The 23,256-nt window shown below is 72.8% G+C and carries 27 protein-coding genes; 15 read left to right on the forward strand and 12 right to left on the reverse strand.

The features are described 5' to 3' along the window. The first annotated feature begins 18 nt into the window (after positions 1-18). The 3 genes from gcvP to AW274_RS23390 all read left to right on the forward strand — a co-directional run bounded on the left by gcvP (position 19) and on the right by AW274_RS23390 (position 3,846). Positions 19-2,859, forward strand: a complete 2,841-nt coding sequence (gene gcvP, locus AW274_RS23380) for an aminomethyl-transferring glycine dehydrogenase (protein WP_062436295.1) — start codon at positions 19-21, stop codon at positions 2,857-2,859. A gap of 130 nt (positions 2,860-2,989) precedes the next feature. Further along, positions 2,990-3,478 (forward strand): hypothetical protein, encoded by a 489-nt coding sequence (locus AW274_RS23385; RefSeq protein ID WP_062436297.1) that lies wholly within the window; start codon positions 2,990-2,992, stop codon positions 3,476-3,478. Further along, positions 3,475-3,846, forward strand: coding sequence for a CPCC family cysteine-rich protein (locus AW274_RS23390; protein WP_062436299.1), 372 nt, complete (start codon positions 3,475-3,477; stop codon positions 3,844-3,846). Before AW274_RS23385 ends, AW274_RS23390 begins: the two co-directional genes overlap by 4 nt. Here AW274_RS23390 and AW274_RS23395 read toward each other — a convergent pair. Then, complete coding sequence (locus AW274_RS23395) at positions 3,843-4,181, reverse strand: hypothetical protein (RefSeq protein WP_157520676.1); 339 nt, start codon at positions 4,179-4,181, stop codon at positions 3,843-3,845. The two genes, AW274_RS23390 and AW274_RS23395, sit on opposite strands and share 4 nt — an antisense overlap. Before the next feature lie 94 nt (positions 4,182-4,275). On the opposite strand from AW274_RS23395, the gene AW274_RS23400 reads away from it, so the two are divergent. Continuing rightward, entirely contained in the window at positions 4,276-4,866 is a 591-nt protein-coding gene (locus AW274_RS23400; protein WP_062436301.1) for an alpha/beta hydrolase family protein, read from the forward strand. An 18-nt stretch (positions 4,867-4,884) separates the two neighbouring features. On the opposite strand, the gene AW274_RS23405 is transcribed toward AW274_RS23400, so the two are convergent. Both AW274_RS23405 and AW274_RS23410 read right to left on the reverse strand, forming a co-directional pair. After that, positions 4,885-5,085 (reverse strand): DUF5999 family protein, encoded by a 201-nt coding sequence (locus AW274_RS23405; protein ID WP_030453600.1) that lies wholly within the window; start codon positions 5,083-5,085, stop codon positions 4,885-4,887. Between the two features lie 300 nt (positions 5,086-5,385). Then, positions 5,386-5,952 carry a TetR/AcrR family transcriptional regulator C-terminal domain-containing protein gene (locus AW274_RS23410; protein ID WP_062436304.1) on the reverse strand — a complete coding sequence of 189 codons (567 nt, stop codon included), beginning with the start codon at positions 5,950-5,952 and terminating at the stop codon, positions 5,386-5,388. Positions 5,953-6,056: 104 nt separating this feature from the next. On the opposite strand from AW274_RS23410, the gene AW274_RS23415 reads away from it, so the two are divergent. Next, positions 6,057-6,437, forward strand: a complete 381-nt coding sequence (locus AW274_RS23415; protein WP_232320294.1) for a hypothetical protein — start codon at positions 6,057-6,059, stop codon at positions 6,435-6,437. An 88-nt stretch (positions 6,438-6,525) separates the two neighbouring features. After that, complete coding sequence (locus AW274_RS23420; RefSeq protein ID WP_062436307.1) at positions 6,526-7,302, forward strand: VOC family protein; 777 nt, start codon at positions 6,526-6,528, stop codon at positions 7,300-7,302. Between the two features lie 91 nt (positions 7,303-7,393). Here the strand turns inward: AW274_RS23420 and AW274_RS23425 are convergent, their stop codons facing one another. The 3 genes from AW274_RS23425 to AW274_RS23435 form a co-directional block, all read right to left on the reverse strand. Continuing rightward, positions 7,394-8,632: an RNA polymerase sigma factor gene (locus tag AW274_RS23425; RefSeq protein ID WP_062436309.1), complete on the reverse strand. Its 1,239-nt coding sequence runs from the start codon at positions 8,630-8,632 to the stop codon at positions 7,394-7,396. A 156-nt stretch (positions 8,633-8,788) separates the two neighbouring features. Further along, positions 8,789-9,085: a hypothetical protein gene (locus tag AW274_RS23430; protein ID WP_062436311.1), complete on the reverse strand. Its 297-nt coding sequence runs from the start codon at positions 9,083-9,085 to the stop codon at positions 8,789-8,791. Positions 9,086-9,133: 48 nt separating this feature from the next. Beyond that, positions 9,134-10,237 (reverse strand): AMP-binding protein, encoded by a 1,104-nt coding sequence (locus tag AW274_RS23435; RefSeq protein ID WP_062436313.1) that lies wholly within the window; start codon positions 10,235-10,237, stop codon positions 9,134-9,136. A 51-nt stretch (positions 10,238-10,288) separates the two neighbouring features. On the opposite strand from AW274_RS23435, the gene AW274_RS23440 reads away from it, so the two are divergent. The 6 genes from AW274_RS23440 to AW274_RS23465 all read left to right on the forward strand — a co-directional run bounded on the left by AW274_RS23440 (position 10,289) and on the right by AW274_RS23465 (position 15,149). Continuing rightward, positions 10,289-11,203, forward strand: coding sequence for an o-succinylbenzoate synthase (locus tag AW274_RS23440; protein ID WP_083974897.1), 915 nt, complete (start codon positions 10,289-10,291; stop codon positions 11,201-11,203). Further along, positions 11,200-12,840, forward strand: coding sequence for a 2-succinyl-5-enolpyruvyl-6-hydroxy-3-cyclohexene-1-carboxylic-acid synthase (gene menD / locus AW274_RS23445; RefSeq protein ID WP_062436317.1), 1,641 nt, complete (start codon positions 11,200-11,202; stop codon positions 12,838-12,840). Before AW274_RS23440 ends, menD begins: the two co-directional genes overlap by 4 nt. Positions 12,841-12,850: 10 nt before the next feature. Beyond that, a complete protein-coding gene (locus AW274_RS23450; protein ID WP_062436319.1) occupies positions 12,851-13,447 on the forward strand; it encodes a DedA family protein in 597 nt (198 codons plus the stop codon). Positions 13,448-13,593: 146 nt separating this feature from the next. Beyond that, on the forward strand, positions 13,594-14,082 hold the full coding sequence (locus AW274_RS23455) for a flavin reductase family protein (RefSeq protein ID WP_062436321.1): 489 nt from the start codon (positions 13,594-13,596) through the stop codon (positions 14,080-14,082). A gap of 9 nt (positions 14,083-14,091) precedes the next feature. Then, positions 14,092-14,505 carry a cupin domain-containing protein gene (locus AW274_RS23460; RefSeq protein WP_062436323.1) on the forward strand — a complete coding sequence of 138 codons (414 nt, stop codon included), beginning with the start codon at positions 14,092-14,094 and terminating at the stop codon, positions 14,503-14,505. A gap of 29 nt (positions 14,506-14,534) precedes the next feature. Then, positions 14,535-15,149, forward strand: coding sequence for an IMPACT family protein (locus tag AW274_RS23465; protein ID WP_062436326.1), 615 nt, complete (start codon positions 14,535-14,537; stop codon positions 15,147-15,149). On the opposite strand, the gene AW274_RS23470 is transcribed toward AW274_RS23465, so the two are convergent. Further along, positions 15,108-16,307, reverse strand: a complete 1,200-nt coding sequence (locus tag AW274_RS23470) for an MFS transporter (protein ID WP_062436328.1) — start codon at positions 16,305-16,307, stop codon at positions 15,108-15,110. The genes AW274_RS23465 and AW274_RS23470 overlap by 42 nt on opposite strands. A 13-nt stretch (positions 16,308-16,320) precedes the next feature. Next, on the reverse strand, positions 16,321-17,529 hold the full coding sequence (locus tag AW274_RS23475; protein ID WP_062437858.1) for an isochorismate synthase: 1,209 nt from the start codon (positions 17,527-17,529) through the stop codon (positions 16,321-16,323). A gap of 165 nt (positions 17,530-17,694) precedes the next feature. On the opposite strand from AW274_RS23475, the gene AW274_RS23480 reads away from it, so the two are divergent. The 3 genes from AW274_RS23480 (at position 17,695) to AW274_RS23490 (ending at position 20,148) form a co-directional block, all read left to right on the forward strand. After that, the gene (locus AW274_RS23480) at positions 17,695-18,504 is read left to right on the forward strand and encodes a GDSL-type esterase/lipase family protein (RefSeq protein WP_062436331.1); all 810 of its coding nucleotides are present in this window, start codon (positions 17,695-17,697) and stop codon (positions 18,502-18,504) included. 85 nt (positions 18,505-18,589) lie between these two features. After that, a complete protein-coding gene (locus tag AW274_RS23485; RefSeq protein WP_062436333.1) occupies positions 18,590-18,913 on the forward strand; it encodes a YciI family protein in 324 nt (107 codons plus the stop codon). Then, complete coding sequence (locus AW274_RS23490) at positions 18,910-20,148, forward strand: RNA polymerase sigma factor (RefSeq protein WP_062436334.1); 1,239 nt, start codon at positions 18,910-18,912, stop codon at positions 20,146-20,148. Before AW274_RS23485 ends, AW274_RS23490 begins: the two co-directional genes overlap by 4 nt. On the opposite strand, the gene AW274_RS23495 is transcribed toward AW274_RS23490, so the two are convergent. The 4 genes from AW274_RS23495 to AW274_RS23510 are packed head-to-tail and all read right to left on the reverse strand — an operon-like array spanning position 20,145 to position 23,213. After that, positions 20,145-20,750 carry a response regulator transcription factor gene (locus tag AW274_RS23495; RefSeq protein ID WP_062436335.1) on the reverse strand — a complete coding sequence of 202 codons (606 nt, stop codon included), beginning with the start codon at positions 20,748-20,750 and terminating at the stop codon, positions 20,145-20,147. The genes AW274_RS23490 and AW274_RS23495 overlap by 4 nt on opposite strands. After that, positions 20,750-21,790 (reverse strand): sensor histidine kinase, encoded by a 1,041-nt coding sequence (locus AW274_RS23500; protein ID WP_062436336.1) that lies wholly within the window; start codon positions 21,788-21,790, stop codon positions 20,750-20,752. The genes AW274_RS23495 and AW274_RS23500 overlap by 1 nt, the downstream gene beginning before the upstream one ends. Further along, positions 21,787-22,521, reverse strand: a complete 735-nt coding sequence (locus AW274_RS23505) for an ABC transporter permease (RefSeq protein WP_062436337.1) — start codon at positions 22,519-22,521, stop codon at positions 21,787-21,789. The genes AW274_RS23500 and AW274_RS23505 overlap by 4 nt, the downstream gene beginning before the upstream one ends. Beyond that, positions 22,518-23,213, reverse strand: coding sequence for an ABC transporter ATP-binding protein (locus AW274_RS23510; protein ID WP_062436338.1), 696 nt, complete (start codon positions 23,211-23,213; stop codon positions 22,518-22,520). Before AW274_RS23510 ends, AW274_RS23505 begins: the two co-directional genes overlap by 4 nt. Between the last annotated feature and the right edge of the window lie 43 nt (positions 23,214-23,256).

Raw genomic sequence — 23,256 nt, forward strand, 5'->3', positions numbered from 1 at the left:
TGCCCTGGAGTTCCTGTCATGACCGATCGCACACCGCTCCGTGACCTGGACGCCCCGCCGTTCGCCACCCGCCACATCGGGCCCTCCGACGCCGCGCAGGCGCGCATGCTGGCGGCCGTCGGCTACGAGACGGTCGCCGACCTGGTGGCCGTGGCGGTGCCCGAGTCGATCCGCACCACCCGCGCCCTCGACCTGCCGGCCGCCGTGTCCGAGCCCGAGGCGCTCGCCGAGCTGCGCGCGCTGGCCGCCCGCAACACCGTGCTGACCTCGATGATCGGGCTGGGCTACCACGACACGATCACGCCCGGCGTGGTGCTGCGCAACGTGCTGGAGAACCCGGGCTGGTACACGGCGTACACGCCCTACCAGCCGGAGATCTCGCAGGGGCGCCTGGAGGCGCTGCTCAACTTCCAGACCGTGGTGAGCGACCTCACCGGGCTCGACGTCGCCGGGGCCTCGCTCCTCGACGAGGCCACCGCCGCCGCCGAGGCGATGACGCTGGCCCGCCGGGCCTCCAAGGTCAAGGCCGACGTCTTCGTCGTGGACGCCGACGCGCTCCCGCAGACCAAGGCGGTGCTGGCCACCCGGGCCGAGCCGCTGGGCATCACCCTCGTGGAGTCCGACTTCGCCGGCGAACTGCCCGAGTGCTTCGGCGTGCTGGTCCAGTACCCGGGCGCCTCCGGCCGGGTGGCCGACTTCCGCGACCTGGCCGCGCGGGCCAAGGCCGCCGGGGCGGTCGTGACCGTGGCCGCCGACCTGCTGGCGCTGACCGTGCTGGAGGCCCCCGGCACCCTCGGGGCCGACATCGCGATCGGATCGTCGCAGCGGTTCGGCGTGCCCCTCGGGTTCGGCGGGCCGCACGCCGCCTACATGTCGGTCCGCGAGGGCCTCCAGCGGCAGATGCCGGGCCGCCTGGTCGGGGTGTCGGTCGACGCCGACGGGCGGACGGCGTACCGGCTGGCTCTGCAGACCCGCGAGCAGCACATCCGCCGCGAGAAGGCGACGAGCAACATCTGCACCGCCCAGGTGCTGCTGGCCGTGATCGCCTCCATGTACGCCGTCTACCACGGCCCCGAGGGCCTGCGCCGGATCGCCCAGCGGGTGCACCGGCACGCCGCCGTGCTGGCCGCCGGGCTGCGCGCGGGCGGCGTCGAGGTCGTCCACGACGAGTTCTTCGACACCGTGACCACCCACGTGCCCGGCCGCGCGGCCGAGGTCGCCGAGGCGGCCCGCGAGCGCGGCGTCAACGTGCGGCAGGACGGCGCCGACCGCGTCGCGGTCGCCTGCGACGAGAAGACCACCGCCGCCCACCTCGACGCCGTCTGGGCCGCCTTCGGCGTCGACGGGCCGTCGGTCGACGACCTGGACATCTCGACCGACGACGCGCTGCCGCAGGACCTCCAGCGCACCACCGGCTACCTGACCCACCCGGTCTTCCACGCCTACCGCTCCGAGACGGCCATGCTGCGCTACCTGCGCAAGCTCCAGGACAAGGACATCGCGCTCGACCGGTCGATGATCCCGCTGGGCTCGTGCACGATGAAGCTCAACGCGACCACCGAGATGGAGCCGATCACCTGGCCCGAGTTCGCCTCCGTCCACCCGTTCGCGCCCGCCGCCCAGACCGGCGGCTACACCGACCTGATCCAGGGCCTGGAGGGCTGGCTGGCCGAGGTGACCGGCTACGACGCCGTCTCGATCCAGCCCAACGCCGGGTCGCAGGGCGAGTTCGCCGGCCTGCTGGCCATCCGCGCCTACCACCGCGCGAACGGCGACGCCGGGCGCGACGTGTGCCTGATCCCGTCGTCGGCCCACGGCACCAACGCCGCCTCAGCCGTCATGGCGGGCATGCGGGTCGTCGTGGTGGCCTGCGACACCGAGGGCAACGTCGACCTGGCCGACCTCGACGCCAAGATCGCCAAGCACGCCGATCGGCTGGCGGCGATCATGGTGACCTACCCGTCGACCCACGGCGTCTACGAGGAGACCATCGTCGAGCTGTGCGCCAAGGTGCACGCGGCGGGCGGCCAGGTCTACGTCGACGGCGCCAACCTCAACGCCCTCGTCGGCCTCGCCAAGCTGGGCGAGTTCGGCGCCGACGTGTCCCACCTGAACCTGCACAAGACCTTCTGCATCCCGCACGGCGGCGGCGGCCCCGGCGTCGGCCCGGTCGCCGTCAAGGCCCACCTGGCGGAGTTCCTGCCCGGCCGCGGCCCCGTGGGCCCGGTCTCGGCGGCGCCCTACGGCTCGGCGGGCATCCTGCCGATCTCGTGGGCGTACGTGCGGATGATGGGCGCCGACGGGCTCAAGGCCGCGACCGAGCAGGCCATCCTGTCGGCCAACTACCTGGCCCGCCGCCTCGCGCCGCACTACCCGGTCCTCTACACCGGGCGCGAGGGCCTGGTGGCCCACGAGTGCATCGTCGACCTGCGCACGATCACCAAGGAGACCGGCGTCACCGTCGACGACGTCGCCAAGCGGCTGATCGACTACGGCTTCCACGCCCCGACCATGTCCTTCCCGGTCGCCGGCACGCTGATGATCGAGCCGACCGAGTCGGAGGACCTGGCCGAGCTCGACCGCTTCGTCGACGCCATGGTCGCCATCCGGGCCGAGATCGACAAGGTCGCCTCGGGCGCGTACGACGCCAAGGACAACCCGCTGCGAAACGCCCCCCACACGGCCGACGTGCTGACGGCCGACGCGTGGGACCACCCGTACACCCGGACCGAGGCCGCCTACCCGGTGGCCACGCTGCGGGAGCAGAAGTACTGGGTGCCCGTCCGCCGCATCGACCAGGCGTACGGCGACCGCAACCTGGTCTGCGCCTGCCCGCCGCTCTCCGCCTACGAGGACTGAACCGCCTGGCCATTCCCCGGGAAGAGGACAGAAACCCATCACCTTCCGCATGTCTGCCGCCCTGGGGCGGACCGGGTCGTTAGGATCTTCGCAACCCTTTCGGCCCGGTTCCCTCTGGAGGCCCCCCGAGATGACGGCCATCGACTCCGGACGGCAGATCGACGAGGCCCGGCGCCTCTATGACGCCGGGGATCTCGACGCCGCCGCGGCGATCTTCGCGACCCTGGCGGCCGACGCGGCGGGCCCCGACCGGGCCAGCGCCGCGGTCGGCCTGTCGGTCACGGCCGAACGCATGGCCCAGACCCTGCTGGAGGAGAACGCCCCCGCGGAGGCGGCCGACCTGCTCCTGCAGGCCCTGGCCGTCCCGGGCGTGGCGGACGCGGCGAGGTTGCGCGTCCTGCTGGGCATCGCCCACCTGGAGATGGCCTGCGCCGAGTTCGAGGTGGCGGTGGAAGCGGGCCCCGACGCCGACACGGCGGCCCTGGCCATCGAACTCCTGGCCCGGACCCTGCCGCTGAGAGGGCGCGACGCCGACGCGGAAACGGTCTGGCGCTACGGCCTCGACCACCAGGACGCCGACCTGGCCGCCCAGGTCCACATCCGCCAGGGCCGCTCCTGAGCAGGTTCCCGTGCAGTTGCTGCGGTCATCTCACGCTGGAGACGGGGCCGGGCGGCTACCTGATCTGCCCCGTCTGCTTCTGGGAGGACGACCCCATGCAGTTGCGGTGGCCGCACGACCCCGGCGGCGCCAACCGGGCGTCGCTGGTGGAGGCGCAGCGCAACTTCATCAGGTTCGGGGCGTGTGAGGAGGCGATGCTCGCGCACGTGCGGCCGCCCCGGGAGTCGGAACCCGTCGCCGACGGGTGGCGGATCATCGATCCGGAGACCGACAGGTTCGAACCCGTCGACGAACCCCTGCACCCATGGCCGGATGACAACAGGGCCCTCTACTGGTGGTCGCCCGGCTTCTGGAAACCCGTGGACTAGTGGCGCTTGCGGCGGATCGCGGCGGCCATGTTGACCAGGATGATGCCGGTCCAGGCCATGAACAGGCCGAAGTTGCCGGCCTGGCTGACGGCGATGGCGGTCAGCGGGACTCCGATGCCGAGTGAGCCCAGGGCGATCGGGATGTGGCTGTTGTCGGGCTTGGGGGGCTTGACCTCCCCGCGCCTGGCCACCTCGGCCTGAACGCGCGCGGTGATCTCGCTGTCGAGTTTCTCGATGAACGAGTCGACCAGCGCGTCCTCGTAGGCCGGGCCCAGATCGCGGCGGGCGGCCAGGGTGGCGCGCAGGTCCTCATGCGGAAGAGATGTGTCAGGCACGTCCACAAATGTGGCACAACGCCGGTAAAGCGTCATCATCCATTCGGATGACACGCCGGTCATGCGACGGGTGGACCCGCGATAACGTGCGGTTATGCAGATCGACACACCTCACGGGCCGGGGCTCGCGGAGATCGACGACCCGGGTTCGGCGGGGCTGCTCCTGCTGCTGACGCACGGGTCGGCCGGGGGAGTCGACGCGCCCGATCTGCTCGCGGTGCGCGACGCCTGCGTGGCCGAGGGCATCGCGGTCGCCCGGGTCACCCAGCCGTTCCGGCTGCGGGGGGCGCGGGCGCCGGGGTCGGCCGTGAAGCAGGACGAGAGCTGGGTCGCCGTCGCCGGCGCGGTGAAGGCGCTGTTTCCCGGTTTGCCCGTGGCGCAAGGGGGGCGGAGCAACGGGGCGCGGGTCGCCTGCCGTACCGCCGGGGAGGTGGGGGCGGTCGGGGTGGTGGCGCTGGCGTTTCCGCTGCATCCGCCCGGTCACCCGGAGAGGTCACGGGCCGCCGAACTGCGGGCTGCGGGGGCGGGGGTGCTGGTCATCAACGGTGACCGCGATCCGTTCGGGGTGCCTGATGAGGCTGACGCGGAACGGCTGGTCGTGCTGCCCGGAGAGAATCACGATCTCCGGAAGAACCCCGCCCTGGTCGGGGCGGAGGTGGCGCGCTGGCTGGCCGCGCGCCGGTGATCCCCCGTGGAAGCCGCGTCAGGCGGCGGTGACGGCCATGTCGGTCGGCCGGTGCGGAGCGATGATCGCCCCGTTGGGGAGCAGCTCGCCGGTGTCCTCGAAGAGGACGACACCGTTGCAGAGGAGGCTCCACCCTTGTTCGGGGTGGGCCGCGACCGTTCGGGCGGCTTCGCGGTCCTGCGCTTCCGCGCTGGGACAGCCGGGCTCATGAGGGCACATCGCCGGGGCTCCGTGTCTTTCTCGTGTCGCTCGTGACGTGGATCCGCCCAGCCATGTGGGGGACGAGCGTATGGGGTTGAGGTGACGCAAATTGGCCTACACCACTGTCGGCCTACACCAGTGTGCGCCAGGTCACTCGACAAGGACATAGCCCGTTCGGACGATTTCGCCCACACCCAGGTAGGGGGGTGTGGTCATGCCTGTGACCTACGACACAAGGGTGCCCGATGCACGATAACACCCCAAGCGCGACACGCCGTCACTTCGGTAAAGCGAGACATGCCTGAGAGGACAGGGCCGTCACGAGCCGGCGAGACCCGTCAGCACCGCCGTCAGCCCGCGCTCGAAGTCGGCGTCGCCGCCGGCCACCCGCGCCTTCTCGACCTCGGCCTCGGGGTCGGCCCAGCCGGACGCCTGCATCTCGACCGCGACCGCGCCGTAGACGTAGGCGCGCAGCGTCTGCACCGCCTCCTGGGCCTGGTCGAGGCCGGCCTCGCGCAACTGCTCCACCTGGGTCGCCACGGCCATCAGCGCGGTGCCCTTGGGCGGTTTGGTCAGCGCCAGCGACAACACGCCGGGGTGCTCCATCAGGGCGGCGCGGGCGGCCCGCGCCCAGTCGCGCGCGATCTCCTGCCAGGGGGCCTCGCGCGGTTCGACCTGGACGGCCGTCACGTGCTCCGCCAGGGCGTCCATGAGCGCCTCCTTGCCCCGGGGGAGGTGGTGATAGATGGCCATCGCCTCGACCTGGAGAGCGTCGCCCAGCCGCCGCATGGTCAACCGGCGCAACCCCTGCCCGTCGGCGATGTGCAGGGCGGCGTCGATGATGCGCTCGCGCGATAGGGGGGTCGGAGGTCGCTTGGCAGGCATGCGATCATCCTGCCATCCCGGTCGCGCGAGGGAGGGTCTACGCTGTCGACCAGTGCGTTTCAATCAGGACTGAGAGGTTGACGATGGCGTTTTTCCGTCCGCGGGTGAGCCGGGAGGCGGAGGTCAGGTTCCACGCCGACCAGGAGATCTCCAAGAGCTACGGTGACCTGCTCGACAAGGCCCGCCAGGCCGAGGCCCACCTCGCCGCCCGCCGGGCCGCCCACGCGCCCGGCGCCGAGCTGCGCGAGGCCGGCATCGCCTACGACCAGGCGCTCACCGCCGCCCTGCGGGCCGCCGAGGCGGCGCAGCGGGCGACCTTCGGCGTGAAGGCCTACGACGACCGCATCCGCCGCCGGAAGGGCCGGGCGACCCCCGAGGGCGCCAAGTGGACCTCCGAGGTGAGCAAGCTGCGCACGCTCCGCGAGGAGAACCGGCTGACCGGCATCGTCCGGCTGCCGCGTCCGGTGACCGCTTCGGCCCGCTGACAGATACCCACCCGGAATGTCCGGGGCGTCAACGGACCGGCACGCTGCGCCGTCTAAGGATTACCTTGGGGTCAGGGAGGCCGGAGAGATGCCCGGACGGGTGAGATACGCGGCGGGCCGGCCGTGCTGGGTCGAGGTCGGCACCGCCGATCTCGCGCGCAGCGAGGAGTTCTACCACGGCGTGTTCGGCTGGGACTTCGAGCCGCGCGGGCGCAGCCACTCCACCGCGCTGCTGCGCGGCGAACCGGTCGCCGGGCTGGGCCCCGCCCGTCCCGGCGGGCCGGCCTGGCTGGTGCACATCGCCGCCGACGACATCGACGACTCGACCCGCCGCGCCGACGACGCCGGGGCCCGCGTGCTCGACGGGCCCGAGCAGGTCTTCGACGAGGGCCGCGAACAGGGCTGGCGCACCGTGCTCGCCGACCCCTCCGGGGCCGAGTTCGCGTTGTGGGAACCGGTCGCGCTCGAAGGCGCGGGCGTGCGCGGGGCGCCGGGGGCCTTCTGCTGGACGGAACTGGCCGCCCGCGACGCCGGCGAGGCCGTGGCCTTCTACAGCCGGCTGTTCGGCTGGCAGGCCCGGCGGGCGCCGTTCCTGAGCGGCGACGGCAGCTACACCGAGTTCGACCTCAAGAGGTCGAAGACGACGGTGGCCGGGATGGTCGAGATGACCGACGCGTGGCCGCCCGAGATCCCGCCCCACTGGATGGTCTACTTCGCGGTCGCCGACTGCCGCGAGTCGTGCCGGATCGTGGCCGACCTGGGCGGAGCCGTCCAGGTGCCGCCCTTCGACCTGCCCTCGGGCTGGGCGGCCGTGGTGACCGACCCGGCGGGGGCGGTCCTGTCGCTGATCGAGCTGACCGCGTAGACGTGAGAAGGCCGGCCCGGTCGAGCGGAGTGGTGGCCGGGCCGGCCGAGGGACGGTGCGGGTCGGGAGCGTGACCCCGTACCGGGAGGTTCTAGCTCGCCCAGTCGAGCAGCGGGCGGGCGTTGCTGGGGTGGCGGAGCTTGGAGAGGGACTCCTTCTCCAGCTGGCGGATGCGCTCGCGGGTCAGGCCCAGGTGCTTGCCGATCTCGTCGAGCGTGTGCGGCTTGCCGTCGGCCAGGCCGAACCGCAGGGCCATGATCTTGGCCTCCCGCGGCGACAGGTTGTTCAGCACGCCCTTGAGCTGCTCGGCCAGCAGCTGCCGGTCGACCACCTCGGAGGCCTCCAGGGAGTCGACGTCCTCGATGAGGTCGCCGATCCGGGTCTCGCCGTCCTCGCCGATGGTGCTGTCGAGGCTGATCGGCTGGCGGCTGGTGCGCAGCAGCTCCTCGATCTGGTCGGGGGTCTTGTCGAGCTCCACGGCCAGCTCCTCCGGCGTGGGTTCGCGGCCGAGGCGCTGGTGCATGTCACGCTCCACACGGGAGAGCTTCGAGAGCATCTCCAGGACGTGGACCGGGAGCCGGATGGTGCGGGCGGAGTCGGCGAAGCCGCGCTGGATGGCCTGCCGGATCCACCACATGGCGTAGGTCGAGAACTTGAAGCCCTTGGTGTAGTCGAACTTCTCCACGGCCCTTATGAGGCCTAGGTTGCCCTCCTGCACCACGTCGAGCAGGGCCATGCCCCGGTCGGTGTACTTCTTCGCCACCGAGACCACCAGGCGGAGGTTGGCCTCCAGCATGTGGTCCTTGGCGCGGCGGCCGTCCTCGATGACCCATTCCAGGTCTTCGCGCTCGACGGCCGACAGCCGCTTGCCGGTCTCCTCGGCCAGGTCGAGCTTGTACTCGGCGTACAGGCCCGCTTCGATGCGGCGGGCCAGCTCCACCTCCTGGGCGGCGGTGAGCAGGGTGCGGCGGCCGATCGACTTCAGGTAGGTGTGGACGGAGTCGCCCATCGCCGAGGACGTGTCGTCGAGGTCCACCACCCCGGCGGTCTCGGCCTCCACCTCGGCTTCGGCGAGGTCGGGGTCGTCCTTGACAGGGGTCGTAGCCTTCGTAGTGTCGTCGGAGCCCTCTCCGAGCGTCACCCCGGCCTCGGTGAGGCCGCGCAGGATGCCACGGGCCTTGGTCGCGCTCACGCCGGCGTCGGAGAACGCCTCGCGGAGCTCGGTCAGGGAAAGGTGGCCCTGCTTGCGGCCCCGCTCCAGGAGCTGGTCGAGAGTCGTCGGAACAGCCTCACGCGCGGGCGAGGCAGACGCCACGGCGGTTCGGGGCATGAGGACACCTCCTCCTTCGCGGAGATCAAAGATTCGTCGTCAATGGGTTCTGGCAATGCCCGGGCGCCCACACGCCACGCGGCTGCCTTAGTAAGAACGCCAACGCCGGATATTTGTTCCCGTGTTACCTAAACCGCACGGAAATAGGCGGTCTGGTCAGTTGAGGGTCACTTCGACGCGGGGGATCGGCATGGGGTCGGCCTGCTCCAGGTTCTCGGGGGTCCAGTAGCCGCCGACCTCCTCGGGGTCGGTCTCGAGTTCCCTGACCACGACGTTGGACGGAACGGGCTCCGGCGTCGGCGTGGAGACTCCCGTGCCCCCGACGGTCTTGAGCAAACGCTGCTGCTCGAATTCCAGGCGGCCGGTGGACGCGGTGGCCGCCACGGCCACGCCGCCGACGACGATGACACCGACGATCCCTGCGGAGACCAGCATCCTCGGGGTCGGGATCATGGATCTGCTTCCTTTCGTCGGCCTACCTGATCGTATGACGGATGATTGTCACACTTGGTTCCGTATGGTAACCATATCGGGTTTGCCGTTCGGGAGCAGCGGAAGCGCCGTGACCTGCACCAACGCCTTCGGTGCGGCATAGGCGGGCAGTTCCGATTTGGCATGGCTGCGCAGCTCCTCCAGCGTCGCCTCGCCCGCCACCACGGCCACCACGATCTGCCCCCACTCGGGGTCGGGCCTGCCGATCACGGCGACCTCCCGGACCTTGGGGTGGCTCGCCAGCACGCTCTGCACGACCCCGGCGACCACCTTCTGGCCGCCGGTGTTGATCACGTCGTCGGCCCGGCCGAGGATGCGCAGCCCGCTTTCGTCGAGCTCGCCGAGGTCGCTGGTGGTGAACCAGGGGCCGGCCAGGCGGGGGCCGAGGCGGTGGCCGTTCATCAGCATCGGACCGGCGATCATGACCCGGCCCTCGGCGTCGAGTTTGAGATCTACATTGTCAAGGGGGCGGCCGTCGTACACGCAGCCGCCGCAGGTCTCGGTCATGCCGTAGGTGTGGAAGATCCGCGGGTGGCGGGCCTTCAGGTCGGCCGTGGCCGGGGCGCCGCCCAGCAGGATCGTGGTGAACGCCGACACTTCGGGCAGGCGGCGCAGCTGGGTCGGCACCAGCGACACGTGGTCGGCCCCCGACGCCATGACCCGGTCGGGGTCGAAGCCCTCGTGGACGATGGGGTCGGTGCCGCACAACAACGCCCGAGTGATGACCTGGAGCCCCGACACGTGGGAGGGGGGCAGGCAGCACAACCACCGGTCGCCGGGCTTGGCGCCGATCCGGTCGAGCGAGGCCCGCGCCGAGGCCAGCAGCGCCCGCGCCGAGAGTTCCACGCCCTTCGGGGCCCCGGTGGACCCCGATGTGGCGATGATCACGGCCGTGTCCTCTTCTGCCGGTACGCCCTCCGGGAGCACGCTCGTGCCGTCGGGTGTGGTGACATGGGTCGGCCGTAGCGTGTCGAACAGGGCCCTGACCGCCCGATCGGGCAACGATGGCGCGACCGGCAGGATCGCCGGGCCGCCGTCGAGCGCGGCGGCCACCGCCTCGGCGAGGGCGGGGCCTGGCGGCAGGACGAGGGCGTGCACCGGACGATCGACCACCTGGTCAGGGTAGCCGGGCCGGTGCCGGAGAGCGGGGAGGGCGGCGTGGAGCTGCGGGTGTTCCGGATTCCCATGGTGGTCCGGTTCCGGGGGCAGACCGCACGGGAGGGCATCCTGATCAGGGGTCCCCACGGGTGGGGGGAGTTCTCCCCCTTCCCCGAGTACGGCCCGGCCGAGTCGGCCCGCTGGCTGGCCTGCGCGCGGGAGGCCGCCTTCGACGGCTGGCCCGAACCGGTGCGCGAGGTCGTGCCGGTGAACACCACCGTGCCGGCGGTCGGGCCGGAGAAGGCCGCCGCGATGGTGCGCGCCTCGGGCTGCGCGACGGCCAAGGTCAAGGTCGCCGAGACCGGCCAGAGCCTCGCCGACGACCTGGCCCGCGTCGAGGCGGTGCGCGACGCCCTGGGTCCGGGCGGGAAGGTCCGGGTCGACGCCAACGGCGGCTGGGACGTCGACGAGGCCGTCCGCGCGATCAAGGAACTCGACCGGTTCACCCTGGAGTACGTCGAGCAGCCCTGCGCGACCCTCGGCGAGCTGGCCCGGGTCCGGCGGCGGGTCGACGTGCCGGTCGCCGCCGACGAGTCGATCCGCAAGGCCGAGGACCCGCTGAAGGTCAGGGCGGCCGAGGCGGCCGACGTCGCGGTCGTGAAGGTGCAGCCGCTCGGCGGGGTCGCGAACGCCCTGCGGGTGGTGGAGGCGTGCGGTCTGCCGGCCGTCGTGTCGTCGGCGGTGGAGACCTCGGTGGGGCTGGCGGCGGGGCTGGCGCTGGCCGCCGCGTTGCCGGAATTGCCGTACGCTTGCGGACTCGGGACCATGTCGCTTCTGGCCGGGGATGTCGTGGCCGATCCGCTGGCAGAGCAGCAGGGAGTCCTGCGCGTGCGGCGTCCCGAAGTCAGCGAGGACGCCCTGGCGCGTTTCGAGATCGAGTCGCCGGAGTGGATTCGGCGGATGGAGGGGGCCGCCAGGTGAATCCGGCTACCGCGCTGGCGACCGTACTCGTCGACGAACTGGCGCGGTGCGGGGTCACCGAGGCGGTGGTCGCCCCCGGGTCCCGGTCGGCGCCCCTGGCGCTGGCGCTCCACGACGACCCCCGGATCCGGCTCCACGTGCGCACCGACGAACGCTCGGCCGGGTTCCTCGCGCTCGGGCTGGCCCGGCGCCTGGAGAAGCCGGTCGCCGTCGTCACCACGTCCGGCACGGCCGCCGCCAACCTGCACCCCGCCGTGATCGAGGCGAGCGAGGCGGGGGTGCCGCTGCTGCTGCTGACCGCCGACCGGCCGCCGGAGCTGCGCGGGACCGGCGCCAATCAGACGATCGACCAGGTGAAGCTGTTCGGCTCGGCCGTGCGGTGGTTCGCCGAGATCGGGGTGCCGGAAGAGCGGCCGGGGCAGGTGGCCTACTGGCGGTCGCTGGCCTGCCGCGCCTACCAGCGGGCCGAGGGGCCGGGCGACCCCGGCCCGGTCCACCTGAACGTGGCGTTCCGCGAGCCGCTCGTCCCCGACGGCAACGACGACTGGCCCGAGACGCTCGACGCGAACGGGCCGTGGGTGCGGGCCCGGGTGGCCCCGCCGTCGTCGGCGCTGCACATCCCGGCGACCCGGCGCGGGGTCCTGGTGGTCGGCGACGGCGCGGTCAACGTGCGGCGCTACGTCGCGGCGGCCGGCATGGCGGGCTGGCCGGTGCTCTCGGAGCCCAACGGCGGCGGACGCTACGGCGACACCGCGATCTCGACCTACCACTTCCTGCTCGGCACCCCCGGGTTCGCCGAGGCCCACCAGCCCGACGTGGTCGTCACGCTCGGGCGTCCCGGCCTGTCGCGGCCCCTGCTGGCCTGGCTGAAGCGGGCCCAGGAACACGTCGTGGTGGCCCGCGACCTGACCCGGTGGCCCGATCCGACGCGCTCGGCCACCCAGGTCGCCCAGGCGGTCGAGATCCCGGTGGCGGCCGGCGGCGACCAGTGGCTGAACGCCTGGCGGCGGGCCGAGATGGCGGCCCGCCACGCCGTCGACGACGTGCTCGACGCGGGCGGGCTGAGCGAGCCCCGGCTGGCCCGCGACCTGGCCGCGATCATCCCCAACGGCTCGCTGCTGTTCTGCGGCTCCTCGATGCCGATCCGCGACCTCGACCAGGCCATGCGGCCCCGGCGCGGGGTACGGCTGATGGCCAACCGGGGGGCCTCCGGCATCGACGGCCTGGTGTCGACGGCGGCCGGGGCGGCGCTGGCCCACCACGGCCGCGCCTACGCCCTGATGGGCGACCTGTCCTTCCTCCACGACCAGAACGGGCTGGTCATCGGGTCCCGGGAGCCCCGGCCCGACCTGTGCGTCGTGGTGGTCAACAACGACGGCGGCGGGATCTTCTCGCTGCTGCCGCAGTCGTCGCTCGGCGGATCGTTCGAGCGGATCTTCGGCGCGCCCCACGGCGTCGACCTCGGCTACCTCGCGGCGGCGACCGGCACGCCCTACAGCGTCGTCAGCGACCCCGACGACCTGGCCAAGGCGATCCGCGGCGAGGGGCCCCGCCTGGTGGAGGCCCGGACCGACCGCGACGCGAACGCGGCGGTCCACGTGGCGATGCGCGACGCCGTGCGGGCGGCGATCGGCTGAGGGGAGTCGGATGCATCTCGAACAGTGGCTGGAGTCGATCCCGGACGTCTGGATCTACGTCGTCGTGGGTCTGGTCATCGGGCTCGAGAGTCTCGGCATCCCGTTGCCGGGTGAGATCGTGCTGGTCAGCGCGTCGCTGATGGCGGCGAAGGGCATCGTCGACCCGCTGCTGGTCGGCGGGTGCGCGACCGCCGGGGCGATCGTCGGCGACTCGGCCGGCTTCTTCATCGGGCACCGGGGCGGGCAGAGGCTGTTCGACCGGCTGGGGCGGCGTTTCCCCCGGCACTTCGGGCCCGAGCACATCGGCCGGGCCAAGGCGCTGTTCCGGCGCTGGGGCGTGTGGGCGGTGTTCTTCGGGCGGTTCGTGGCGCTGCTGCGCATCCTGGCGGGGCCGCTGGCGGGGGCGCTGCACCTGCCCTACTGGCGGTTCCTGGCCGCCAACGTGCTGGGCGCGATCGTGTGGGCCGGCGGCACCACGGCGGTCGTCTACTACCTGGGCGTGGCGGCCGAGCGGTGGCTGAAGGAGCTGTCGTGGGCGGCTCTGGTCCTGGTGGTCGTGTTCGGCCTGGCGACCATGGTGTGGGTGCGGCGGCGGGCCCGCTCGTAACCGGTGCGGTACCGGGCACGGGGGAGCGGGTTCTCAATTCCCTACTATATTGACAGGTATTGGGGGTATTTCTACGATGAGAGGACCTGATCGAAAGGAACCCCGTGACGGCCGTGTCGGATATCCCGCGCCCCAGAGGTGGAACCATGAGAATTCCCCCCGACGTCTCGACCGACACCCGCGACCTGTTCCGCAGCGCCTTCCGCCGCCACGCCGCCGGAGTGGCGGTCGTGACCACGGCGGGGCCGGTGGGGTTCACCGCCACCTCGCTCGCCTCCGTCTCGATGGAGCCGCCGCTGGTCACCTTCGGCATCGGGCTGGGGTCGTCGAGCTGGCCGGCGATCCGCGACCGGGACAGTTTCGTCGTGCACATCCTGAGCGAGTCGCAGCGTGACCTGGCCGCGCTGTTCGCCCGCAGCGGGGCCGAGCGGTTCGGCGTCGAGACCCCCTGGACCACCCTGCCGACCGGCGAACCGGTGATCGGCGGCGTGGCGGCGTGGTTGCGGTGCGAGATCAGGGAACGGTTCGTGGCGGGGGACCACCGCCTGGTGGTCGGCCTGGTCACCGAGGGGGAGACGATCCCCGGCCGGCGGCCGCTCCTCTACCATGACGGCGCCTTCGGGTCGTTCACCTAGGAGACCGCTTTGTCGTTCCACGAACCGCTGCACCACGTCGTGCCCGCCGGGTTGTCCGACGAGACGGCCCAGTCGTCGGGCATGTACCGGCGGGCGGCCATCAGCGGGCCGAGCGTCGGGTCGTCCCGGCTGTGGATGGGGCAGACCCACGTCGCCCCCTCGACGCGGTCGGCCGACCACCACCACGGCGACTCCGAGACCGCGATCTACGTCGTCAGCGGGCACCCGTCGTTCGTCTTCCTCGGCGACGACGGCGCGGAGCGGCGGATCGACACCTCGCCGGGCGACTACGTGTTCGTGCCGCCGTTCACGCCCCATAGGGAGGAGAACCCCTCGCCCGACGAGGAGGCGGTGGTGGTGATCGCCCGGTCGTCGCAGGAGGCGATCGTGGTCAACCTCCCCTCATTGGGATCTACTTTGTAAAGGCGCCGGGTCGGGGCTAGTCTGTCGCGGTGCCGTACAAGACCCTCGACGACGTGGTCGAACACGAGACGGAGGTGCGGCGGTCGCGGTTCGTCTGCGCCGTCGCGCCGGCCCCCTCGGAACAGGCCGCCCGCGAGTTCATCACGGCCCGCCGGGCGCGCTACGCCGACGCCACCCACAACTGCACCGCCTACGTGATCGGCGCCGGCGCGCGCCGCTCCGACGACGACGGCGAACCCGGCGGCACGGCCGGCACCCCGATGCTCGACGTGCTGCTCAAGCGCGGCTACGCCGACGTGGTCACGGTGGTGACCCGCTTCTTCGGCGGCGTGCTGCTGGGCGCGGGCGGGCTGGTGCGCGCCTACGGCGGCGCGGTGGGGGAGACCCTCGACCGGGTGACCCCGGTGACGATGGTCGAGGCCCGCCTGGTGACGGTGTCGATCGACCACGCCCATGCGGGCCGGCTGGAGAACGACCTGCGCGGCCGCCACGACGTGCGCGGGGTCGCCTACGGCTCGGAAGTCTCCTTCGACGTCGCGGTGGCCGACCCGGCCGCCTTCGACGAGTGGCTGGCCACCGCGACGGCCGGCCGGGCCCGTGCGTCAGCGGGCGAGCCGCTGTTCGTCCGGGCGGAAGACGCCTGAACAGAGCACCACGATGAGCCCGGCGATCGGGACCACCAGCAGGCCTGCCCGGAGCGAGCTCGCGTCGGCGATGAGGCCGACCAGCGGCGGCGTACAGAGGAAACCGGCGCGCAGCAGCCACGACAGCAGGGTGAGCCCGGTGCCGGGGCGGAAGCCGGGGAGCTGGTCGGCGGTGTGCATGGCGCCGGGGATGAGGGTGGCGCTGCCGAACCCGGCCAGGCCGAACCCGGCGATGGTGCCGGGCACGCTCGGGAAGGCCAGCGCGAGCCCGAATCCGGCCGCGATCAGCAGCCCGCCGACCCGGGCGACGGCCGCCTGGCCCCAGCGGTCGACGAACCGGTCGCCCAGCGCGCGCCCGACGAACTGCGCGCCGACCACGGCGACCAGGCCGAACGCCGCGATGCCGGGGGCCGCGCCGAGCGAGCCCGACAGGTAGACGGCGGCCCAGGTGCCGCCGGCGTCCTCGACGGTGGCGCCGCAGATCGCGATGACCGCGAGCAGCGCGAGCGCGCCGTAGGCGACCGACCTGACCGGCAGGGCGGGTTTGCCGGGGCTGGCGGCCTCCACGGGTTCCTGCGGCTCGGGGCCGGGGAGCAGGAAGCGGTAGGAGACCAGGTTGACGATGACGAACGTGACCGCCGAGATGCTCAGGTGCAGCCCCAGCGACAGGTCCAGGGCCGCGGCGCCGCCGCCCATGAGGCCGCCGAGCACGGCGCCCAGGCTCCAGATCGCGTGGAAGGAGTTGATGATCGAGCGGCCGTAGAGCCGCTGCACGCGCAGGCCGTGGGTGTTCTGGGCGACGTCCACGACCGAGTCGAGCGCCCCGACGAGGAAGAGCGCCCCGGCGAACAGCGCCCAGCTGGGCGCGAGCCCGGCGAGCAGCACGAGCCCGCTGGTCAGCACCATGCCGCCGACGGCGACGCGGGAGGACCGCACCCGCCGGATGAGGATGCCGGCGAGCAGGCCGGAGGCGAGCGAGCCGGCGGGCACGGCGGCGACGGCCAGCCCGAACTGGGCGTTGGACAGGTCGAGCGCCTCGATGATGGCGGGGTAGCGCGGCATCAGGTTGGCGAAGATCGCGCCGTTGGTCAGGAACAGCAGGGCGACCGCGACCCGGGCCCGGCGGTCGGCGGAGGAGATCAGGGGTCGGCCCTCCAAGGGGGTGTGCGGGTCAGCCTTCCAGGGCGTACTGCATGGCGCGGAACTTCGACTGCGCCTCGGCCAGTTCGGCCGCGGGGTCGGACCCGCCCATGATGCCGCAACCTGCGAAAAGGCGGGCGCGCGGCCCGTCGAGCTGGGCGCAGCGCAGGGCGATGCCCCATTCGCCGTCGCCCCGGGCGTCGATCCAGCCGACCGGCCCGGCGTAGCCGCCCCGGTCCATCTGCTCCAGGTGGGGGATCAGCGCGACGGCCTCGTCGGTGGGGGTGCCGCCGACGGCGGCCGTGGGGTGGAGGGCGGCGACCACGTCGAGCACCGACGCGCCGTCGCCGAGCCTGCCGGTGACCCGGCTGGCGAGGTGCTGCACGTTGGGCAGGGAGAGCAGTTCGGGTTCGGCCGGTACGTCGAGCTCGGCGCACAGCGGCTTCAGCGCGGCCTCGACGGAGGCGACCGCGCAGGTGTGCTCGTAGCGGTCTTTCGGCGAGTCGAACAGGGTGGCGGGGTCGGCGCCGCTGGGGATGGTGCCGGCCAGCACGAGCGACTCGATGGCCTGCCCGGTGTGCCGCACGAGCAGTTCGGGTGTGGCGCCGATGAGGCCGCCGACCGAGAAGGTGTAGCACTCGGGGTAGCGCGCGGCGAGCCGGGCCAGCGGGACCCGCGGGTCGATGTCGGTCTCGGCGGTGGCGATGAGGTCGCGGGCCAGCACGACCTTCTCCAGCCCGCCGGAGGTGATGCGCTCGACGGCGGAGGCGACGGCGTGCTCCCAGCCGGGCGCGGTCAGCGCGCCGTCGGAGTAGCGGATGCGCCCCGGCGGCACGGCGGGCGTGACCAGCCCGAGGTTCTCCTCGCCCACCGTGGTCAGCCAGGCCTGCCCGTCGCGGCGGGCCACCACGACGCGGGGCACGACCAGCACCGAGCCGGGCGAGGCGGGGTCGAAGGTGAAGCTGCCGAAGGCGACCGGCCCGGAGCCGGGACGCCCGACCCGGTCGTCGACGTCGGCGTGGCCGAAGGCGCCGGCCAGCCAGTCGCGGGCCCAGGCGAAGCGGCCGGGCCCCGGCGGTATGGTGACGCGCAGCGCCTCGCCCCAGGCCACGAGCCCGTCGCCGTGGTGCACCCACGAGAAGGCGGCCGGGCCGGGGAGCAGGGAGATGAGGTCGCCGGGGTCGCGAACCGGGACCGTGCGGGCCAGGAGCGGGGGATGAAGTCCGGGGGCGACGCTCACCTCACCCACTTTACGCAGAAACTGAACGTGTTCGACATCGGGTCCCTTTCGTCGGTACGCCGGTGTCAAGACCCGATAGCAGCTTGGTCATGGAAGAGACGCCTGCCGCCTCGGTAATAGAGCCTTGGCGTTCGTGATCTCTACCTTTGGCTCCCGGAGGTGTCCATGATCAAGAAGATCACGCCGGTGGCCGCGGCTCTCGCGCTGCTCCTGTGGCCTGGAACGGTCCAGGCGTCCACCCAGCCGATGACGATCGCGGCGCTCGGCGACTCGATCACCGCGGGCTTCAACGCCTGCGGCTGGTACGTCGCCTGCACGTCCCGCTCGTGGGCGGTCGGCGACCACAAAGACGTCAACAGCCACTACCTGCGCCTGCTGGCCGACGGCGTCGACGTCAAGGGCCGCAACCGCAACTTCGCGTACAACGGCGCGACCAGCGACGACCTGATGGAGCAGATGGACGAGGCCATCAAGGCCAAGGCCACCTACGTGACGATCCTCATCGGCGCCCAGGACGCGTGCGTGCGGACCGAGAGCCAGATGACCCCGGTGGCGACCTACCGGGCGCGGGTCGACGCGGCGCTGGCCAAGCTGGCCCCGACCGGCGCGCAGGTGCGCATCCTGAGCATCCCCGACCTGAAGCGCCTGTGGCGGGTGGCCAAGGACAACCCGGTGGCGCGGGCGTTCTGGGGCATCGCCCGCATCTGCCAGACGATGCTGGCCAACCCGACCTCGACGGCGCGGAAGGACGAGGACCGGCGTGATCGGGTGCGGGCGCGGGTGATGGCGTACAACACCGAGATGGCGCGGGCCTGCGCCGCCTACGGGCCGCTGTGCCGCCACGACGGGGGCGAGGTGTTCCGTTACCAGTTCCCGGTCTCGATGGTGAGCAAGTGGGACTTCTTCCACCCGAACGCCGAGGGGCAGAAGACGATCGCGCGGTTGTCGTTCCAGCGCGTGGAATCGCCTGTCTAGAGTTGTCGGATCCGGGCGGGGGTCTTCGTTGCAGGGGTGAAGGGCCGCCCGACAGGGGCGCCCACCACCGCAGGAGCTGATCCGCATGCAGTACCTCCTTTCCGTGATCTTCGAGGAAGACGGCCGGGCCACCCCCGAGGAGGACGCCGCGATCGACGTCTTCAACGACCGGCTGGTCGCCGAGGGCCGCTGGGTCTTCGCCGGCGGCCTCGGCGCCCCCACGACGGCCACCGTGATCGACAACCGGGGCGGGGAGACGCTGGTCACCGACGGGCCCTTCGTGGAGTCCAAGGAGTTCCTCGCCGGGTTCTGGATCGTCGAGGCGGCCGACCTCGACGTGGCGCTCGGGCTCGCCGCCGAGGGGTCGCGGGCCTGCAACCGCAAGGTCGAGGTCCGGCCGTTCCTGTGACGGCGAGCGACGTCCACGACGCGATCACCCGGGCCCACCACGAGGAGTGGGCGCGGGTGGTCGCCGCCCTGACCCGGCGCTTCGGCGATTTCGACGTTGCCGAGGAGGCGGCGGCCGAGGCGTTCGCGGCCGCCGTCGAGCGGTGGCCGGCCGACGGCGTGCCGCCCAATCCCGGGGCCTGGCTGACCCTGACCGCCAACCGCCGGGCGATCGACCGCGTCCGCCGCGAGGGCAAACGCGACGACCGGCACCGGGAGGCCCTCATGAGGTACGACGACGACGACCCGCCCGAGCCCCTCGGCGCGGTCGGCGACGAACGGCTGCGGCTGATCTTCACCTGCTGCCACCCGGCGCTGGCGATGGAGACCCGGGTGGCGCTGACGCTGCGTATGGTCGGCGGGCTGACCGTGGCCGAGATCGCCCGCGCCTTCCTGGTGCGGGAGACCGCGATGGAGCGGCGCATCACCCGCGCCAAGGCCAAGATCAAGGACGCCCGCGTGCCCTACCGGGTGCCGTCGGCCGCCGACCTGCCCGTCCGTCTCTCCGGGGTGCTCGCCGTCCTCTACCTCGTCTTCAACGAGGGCTACCTCGCGACCGGTCCGGGAGCCGATCCGGTACGACCTGGGCTGACCGCCGAGGCGATCAGGCTCACCCGGCTGGTCGGGGCCCTGCTGCCCGGCGACGGCGAGGTGGCGGGGCTGCTGGCGCTGATGCTGCTCATCGAGGCCCGGCGGCCCGCCCGGGTGTCCCGGACCGGCGAGCTGGTCACCCTCGACGAACAGGACCGCGGGGCCTGGGACGCGGCGCTCGTGGCCGAGGGCCACCGGCTGGTGCGCGAGCGCCTGGCCTCCGGGGAGGCGCCGGGCCGCTACCAGATCCTCGCGGCGATCAACGCGGTGCACACCTCGGCCCGCGACGTGCGCGACACCGACTGGTCGCAGGTGGTCGCCCTCTACGACCAGCTGGTCAGGCTCGACCGCTCGCCCGTGGCGGCGCTCAACCGGGCCGTGGCGGTCGCCGAGCTCGACGGGCCCGACGTGGCGCTGGCGGCCGTCGAACGGCTGGGCGGCGACCTGGCCGGCTACCACGCCTTCCACGCGACCCGGGCCGACCTGCTGCGCCGGCTCGGCCGCAGCGGGGAGGCGCGGGCGGCGTACGAGACGGCGATCGAGCTGGCGGGCAACTCCGCCGAGGTCGCGGCGCTCACCCGGCGGCGCGACCGGCTGGCGGGTTAGAGCCAGCCGTTGTGGCGGGCCACCCCGGCGGCCTCGACGCGGTTGCGGGTGCCGGTCTTGCCGATGGCCGACGAGAGGTAGTTGCGGACCGTGCTCTCCGACAGGTGGAGGCGGGCGGCCAGGTCGGCGATGGTGGCGCCGTCGCCGGCGATGGCGAGGATCTCGCGTTCGCGGTCGGTCAGCGGGCTCGGCCCGGCCGACAACGCGGCGGCGGCCAGCGCGGGGTCGACGACCCGTTCGCCGCGCAGCACCCGGCGGACGGCGTCGGCGAGCTCCTCGACCGGGCCGTCCTTGACGAGGAAGCCCCGCGCCCCGGCGTCCATGGCCCGGCGCAGGTAGCCGGGGCGGCCGAACGTGGTGAGGATCAGCACGCGGCAGCCGGGCAGCCGGTCGCGCAGGTCGGCGGCGGCCTCCAGGCCGCCCCGGCCGGGCATCTCGATGTCGAGCAGGGCGACGTCGGGCCGGGTCTCCAGCGCGGCGGGCACGACCTCGGTGCCGTCGCCGACCTGGGCGACGATCTCGATGTCGGGTTCGAGCCCGAGCAGCAGGGCCAGGGCGCCGCGCATCATGCCCTGGTCTTCGGCCAGCAGCACACGGATCATCAGGGGGTGGCTCCTTCCGGGACGCCGACGCTCAGCCGGAACCCGCCGGCGGGGGCGTTCCCGGCGGTGAACCGGCCGCCCGCCGCCTCGACGCGTTCGCGCAGGCCGCCGAGCCCGTACCCGGACGCGGTCCCGGTGACGCCGGCGCCGTCGTCGGCGATGGTCAGCTCGGCGCCCTCGCCGACGACGACGGTGATGGCGCAGGTCCGGGCGGTGCTGTGGCGGATCACGTTGGTGACGCCCTCGCGCACCGCCCAGCCGAGCAGGGCGTCGGTCTCCGGCGCGAGGGGCGCGCCGGGGCTGCTCAGGGTCAGTTCGATGCCCGCCGCGTCGAGGGCGTCGCGGGCGGCGGCGAGCTCGGCGTCGAGCCCCCGGCCCCGGTAGCCGGTGACGGCGGCCCTGACCTGGGTGAGGGCCTGGCGGCCGATCTCCTCGATGTCGGCGGCCTGCCGGGCGGCGGCCGCGCCGTCGCTCGGGGCCAGCCGCCGCACCACCTCGGCCTTCACGACCATGACCGACAGGGTGTGGCCGAGCAGGTCGTGCAGGTCGCGGGAGAACCGCAGCCGCTCCTCCGAGACGGCCACCCGGGCGAGCTCGCGCCGGGTGGCCTGGAGCTCGGCGATGGTGTCCCACAGCTGCACGATGATCCACGGCACCAGCCCGGCGACGAACACCCCCCACCCGGAGAAGGCGACGTTCAGCCCGCCGACGTCGCTCCTGATCGCGGCCCCGACGGCGACGGCGGTGAGCGGCAGCAGCAGCGCCACGCCGGGCCAGCGGCGCACGATGGCGCCGGTGAGGACGGCGCTCATCGTGAGGGTGAAGGTCCAGGAGCCGCCGAAGGCCAGGGCGGCGGCCGAGCTCGCGAGGCCGAGCAGGGCCAGGGTGAGGAGGGACTCGCGGCGGGCGGTGTAGAGGTAGAGGCCGGTGATCGCGACCACGGCCGCCCCGCGGAGGATCGAGGGCCGGGCGACCGTTTCGAGAATCGGGAAGGCCATGAGGAGGACCCAGAAGGCGAACCCTCCCTGACGGGGTGTCATGTGCTCCTCCCGGCCCGGCGGAAACCGTACAAAGCGTAGATGGTGAAGACGGCGGTCCACCCCAGCAGCAGCAGCACCGACCGCAGCGAGGGGGCCTCGCCGAAGAGCACCGCCCAGGGCAGGTTCGCGTACGCCGCCACCGGGCTCCACTCGCTGACCGCCTGCAACCATCCGGGGAAGTTCGCGGCCGGGAACCACAGGCCGCCGACGACCGACAACGAGATGTACCCGGCCAGGTTGGCGGCGGCCGAGTTCTGCGGGCTCAGCAGGTAGGCGTTGCCCAGCGCGAACAGGCTGAACGGGATGGTGCCGACCCATAACAGCAGGGTGACCGCGACCCACTCGAACGGGGTCAGCGGCACCCCGTTGACCAGCCCTCCGGCGGTCAGCACGAGCAGGATCGAGGGCACCACGATGATGGCGCCGGTGGCGGCCTTGCCGGCGATGACCCGCCAGGCCGGGATCGGCAGCACGGCCAGCTGGGCCAGCCAGCCGAGGGCCTTGTCCTCGCTGGTGCCGGTGCCGTTGCTGAACGCGCCGCCGAGCGCGCCGTAGGCGGCCATGCCCACCATGCTCCACGCCGCGGCGGCGGCCTGCGCCTCGGGGCCCTGGGCGCCCATCGCGAGGTTGCTGAAGATCAGGTAGAGCACGACCGGCAGGGTCAGGCTCATGATGATGAAGCCGTGGTCGCGCAGCATCTTGCGGACTTCGAGGCGGATGTAGGCGGTCATGCGATCCTCCCGGAGATGAGGGCGAGGAAGGCGTCCTCGAGGTCGCCGCCCTTCTTGATGTCGGCGCTGGTGCCGTCGGCGACGAGCCGGCCGCGGTTCATCACGGCGATGCGGTCGGCGTACCGGTCGGCCTCGTCGAGGTGGTGGCTGGAGAAGACGACGGTGCGGCCGCTCGTCGACAGGCCGTTCCAGAAGTCGCGGCGGGCCTCGACGTCGAGCCCGGCGGTGGGTTCGTCGAGCACGAGCAGCTGGGGGTCGCCGGCCAGGGCCATGGCGTACCGCACCCGCTGGCGCTGGCCGCCCGACAGCCGGTCGACCCGGGACCGGTCGAGCCCGGCGAGCCCCGCCTGGGCGACGACCTCGTCGTAGGGGAGGGGCGCGGGGAAGACGGCGCGGGCGAACCGCACCAGCTCCCGGACGGTGACGCGGGGCGGCAGCCCGATCTCCTGCTGCATGACCCCGACGAGCCCGTCGTTCACCGCCGAGTGGGGGTCGCGGCCGAAGAGGGAGACGGTGCCGGCGTCGGGCGCGAGCAGCCCGAGCAGCACGCTGATGGTGGTGGTCTTGCCCGCGCCGTTGGGCCCGAGCAGGGCCAGGCGCTGCCCCTGGGGGACCGTCAGGCTGAGGCCGTCGACGGCGAGGACGTGCCGGTAGGCCTTGCGCAGGCCCCGGATGACGATGGCGTCGGTCATGTCGACGACGCTATTTCCGGCGGCGGCGCGGTCGTAGGGAGCC

The organism is Herbidospora daliensis (genome assembly GCF_001570585.1).
Taxonomy (GTDB): Bacteria; Actinomycetota; Actinomycetes; order Streptosporangiales; family Streptosporangiaceae; genus Herbidospora; species Herbidospora daliensis.

Excerpts from the sequence above, each read along its gene's own strand:
- AW274_RS23430 (WP_062436311.1), bottom strand. The coding sequence starts at position 9,085 with ATGATCCCGACCCCGAGGATGCTGGTCTCCGCAGGGATCGTCGGTGTC.
- AW274_RS23480 (WP_062436331.1), top strand. The coding sequence starts at position 17,695 with ATGATCAAGAAGATCACGCCGGTGGCCGCGGCTCTCGCGCTGCTCCTG.
- AW274_RS23410 (WP_062436304.1), bottom strand. The coding sequence starts at position 5,952 with ATGCCTGCCAAGCGACCTCCGACCCCCCTATCGCGCGAGCGCATCATC.
- AW274_RS23485 (WP_062436333.1), top strand. The coding sequence starts at position 18,590 with ATGCAGTACCTCCTTTCCGTGATCTTCGAGGAAGACGGCCGGGCCACC.
- AW274_RS23450 (WP_062436319.1), top strand. The coding sequence starts at position 12,851 with ATGCATCTCGAACAGTGGCTGGAGTCGATCCCGGACGTCTGGATCTAC.
- AW274_RS23455 (WP_062436321.1), top strand. The coding sequence starts at position 13,594 with ATGAGAATTCCCCCCGACGTCTCGACCGACACCCGCGACCTGTTCCGC.
- AW274_RS23420 (WP_062436307.1), top strand. The coding sequence starts at position 6,526 with ATGCCCGGACGGGTGAGATACGCGGCGGGCCGGCCGTGCTGGGTCGAG.
- AW274_RS23385 (WP_062436297.1), top strand. The coding sequence starts at position 2,990 with ATGACGGCCATCGACTCCGGACGGCAGATCGACGAGGCCCGGCGCCTC.
- AW274_RS23425 (WP_062436309.1), bottom strand. The coding sequence starts at position 8,632 with ATGCCCCGAACCGCCGTGGCGTCTGCCTCGCCCGCGCGTGAGGCTGTT.
- AW274_RS23495 (WP_062436335.1), bottom strand. The coding sequence starts at position 20,750 with ATGATCCGTGTGCTGCTGGCCGAAGACCAGGGCATGATGCGCGGCGCC.
- AW274_RS23400 (WP_062436301.1), top strand. The coding sequence starts at position 4,276 with ATGCAGATCGACACACCTCACGGGCCGGGGCTCGCGGAGATCGACGAC.
- AW274_RS23405 (WP_030453600.1), bottom strand. The coding sequence starts at position 5,085 with ATGTGCCCTCATGAGCCCGGCTGTCCCAGCGCGGAAGCGCAGGACCGC.
- AW274_RS23500 (WP_062436336.1), bottom strand. The coding sequence starts at position 21,790 with ATGACACCCCGTCAGGGAGGGTTCGCCTTCTGGGTCCTCCTCATGGCC.
- AW274_RS23510 (WP_062436338.1), bottom strand. The coding sequence starts at position 23,213 with ATGACCGACGCCATCGTCATCCGGGGCCTGCGCAAGGCCTACCGGCAC.
- AW274_RS23505 (WP_062436337.1), bottom strand. The coding sequence starts at position 22,521 with ATGACCGCCTACATCCGCCTCGAAGTCCGCAAGATGCTGCGCGACCAC.
- gcvP (WP_062436295.1), top strand. The coding sequence starts at position 19 with ATGACCGATCGCACACCGCTCCGTGACCTGGACGCCCCGCCGTTCGCC.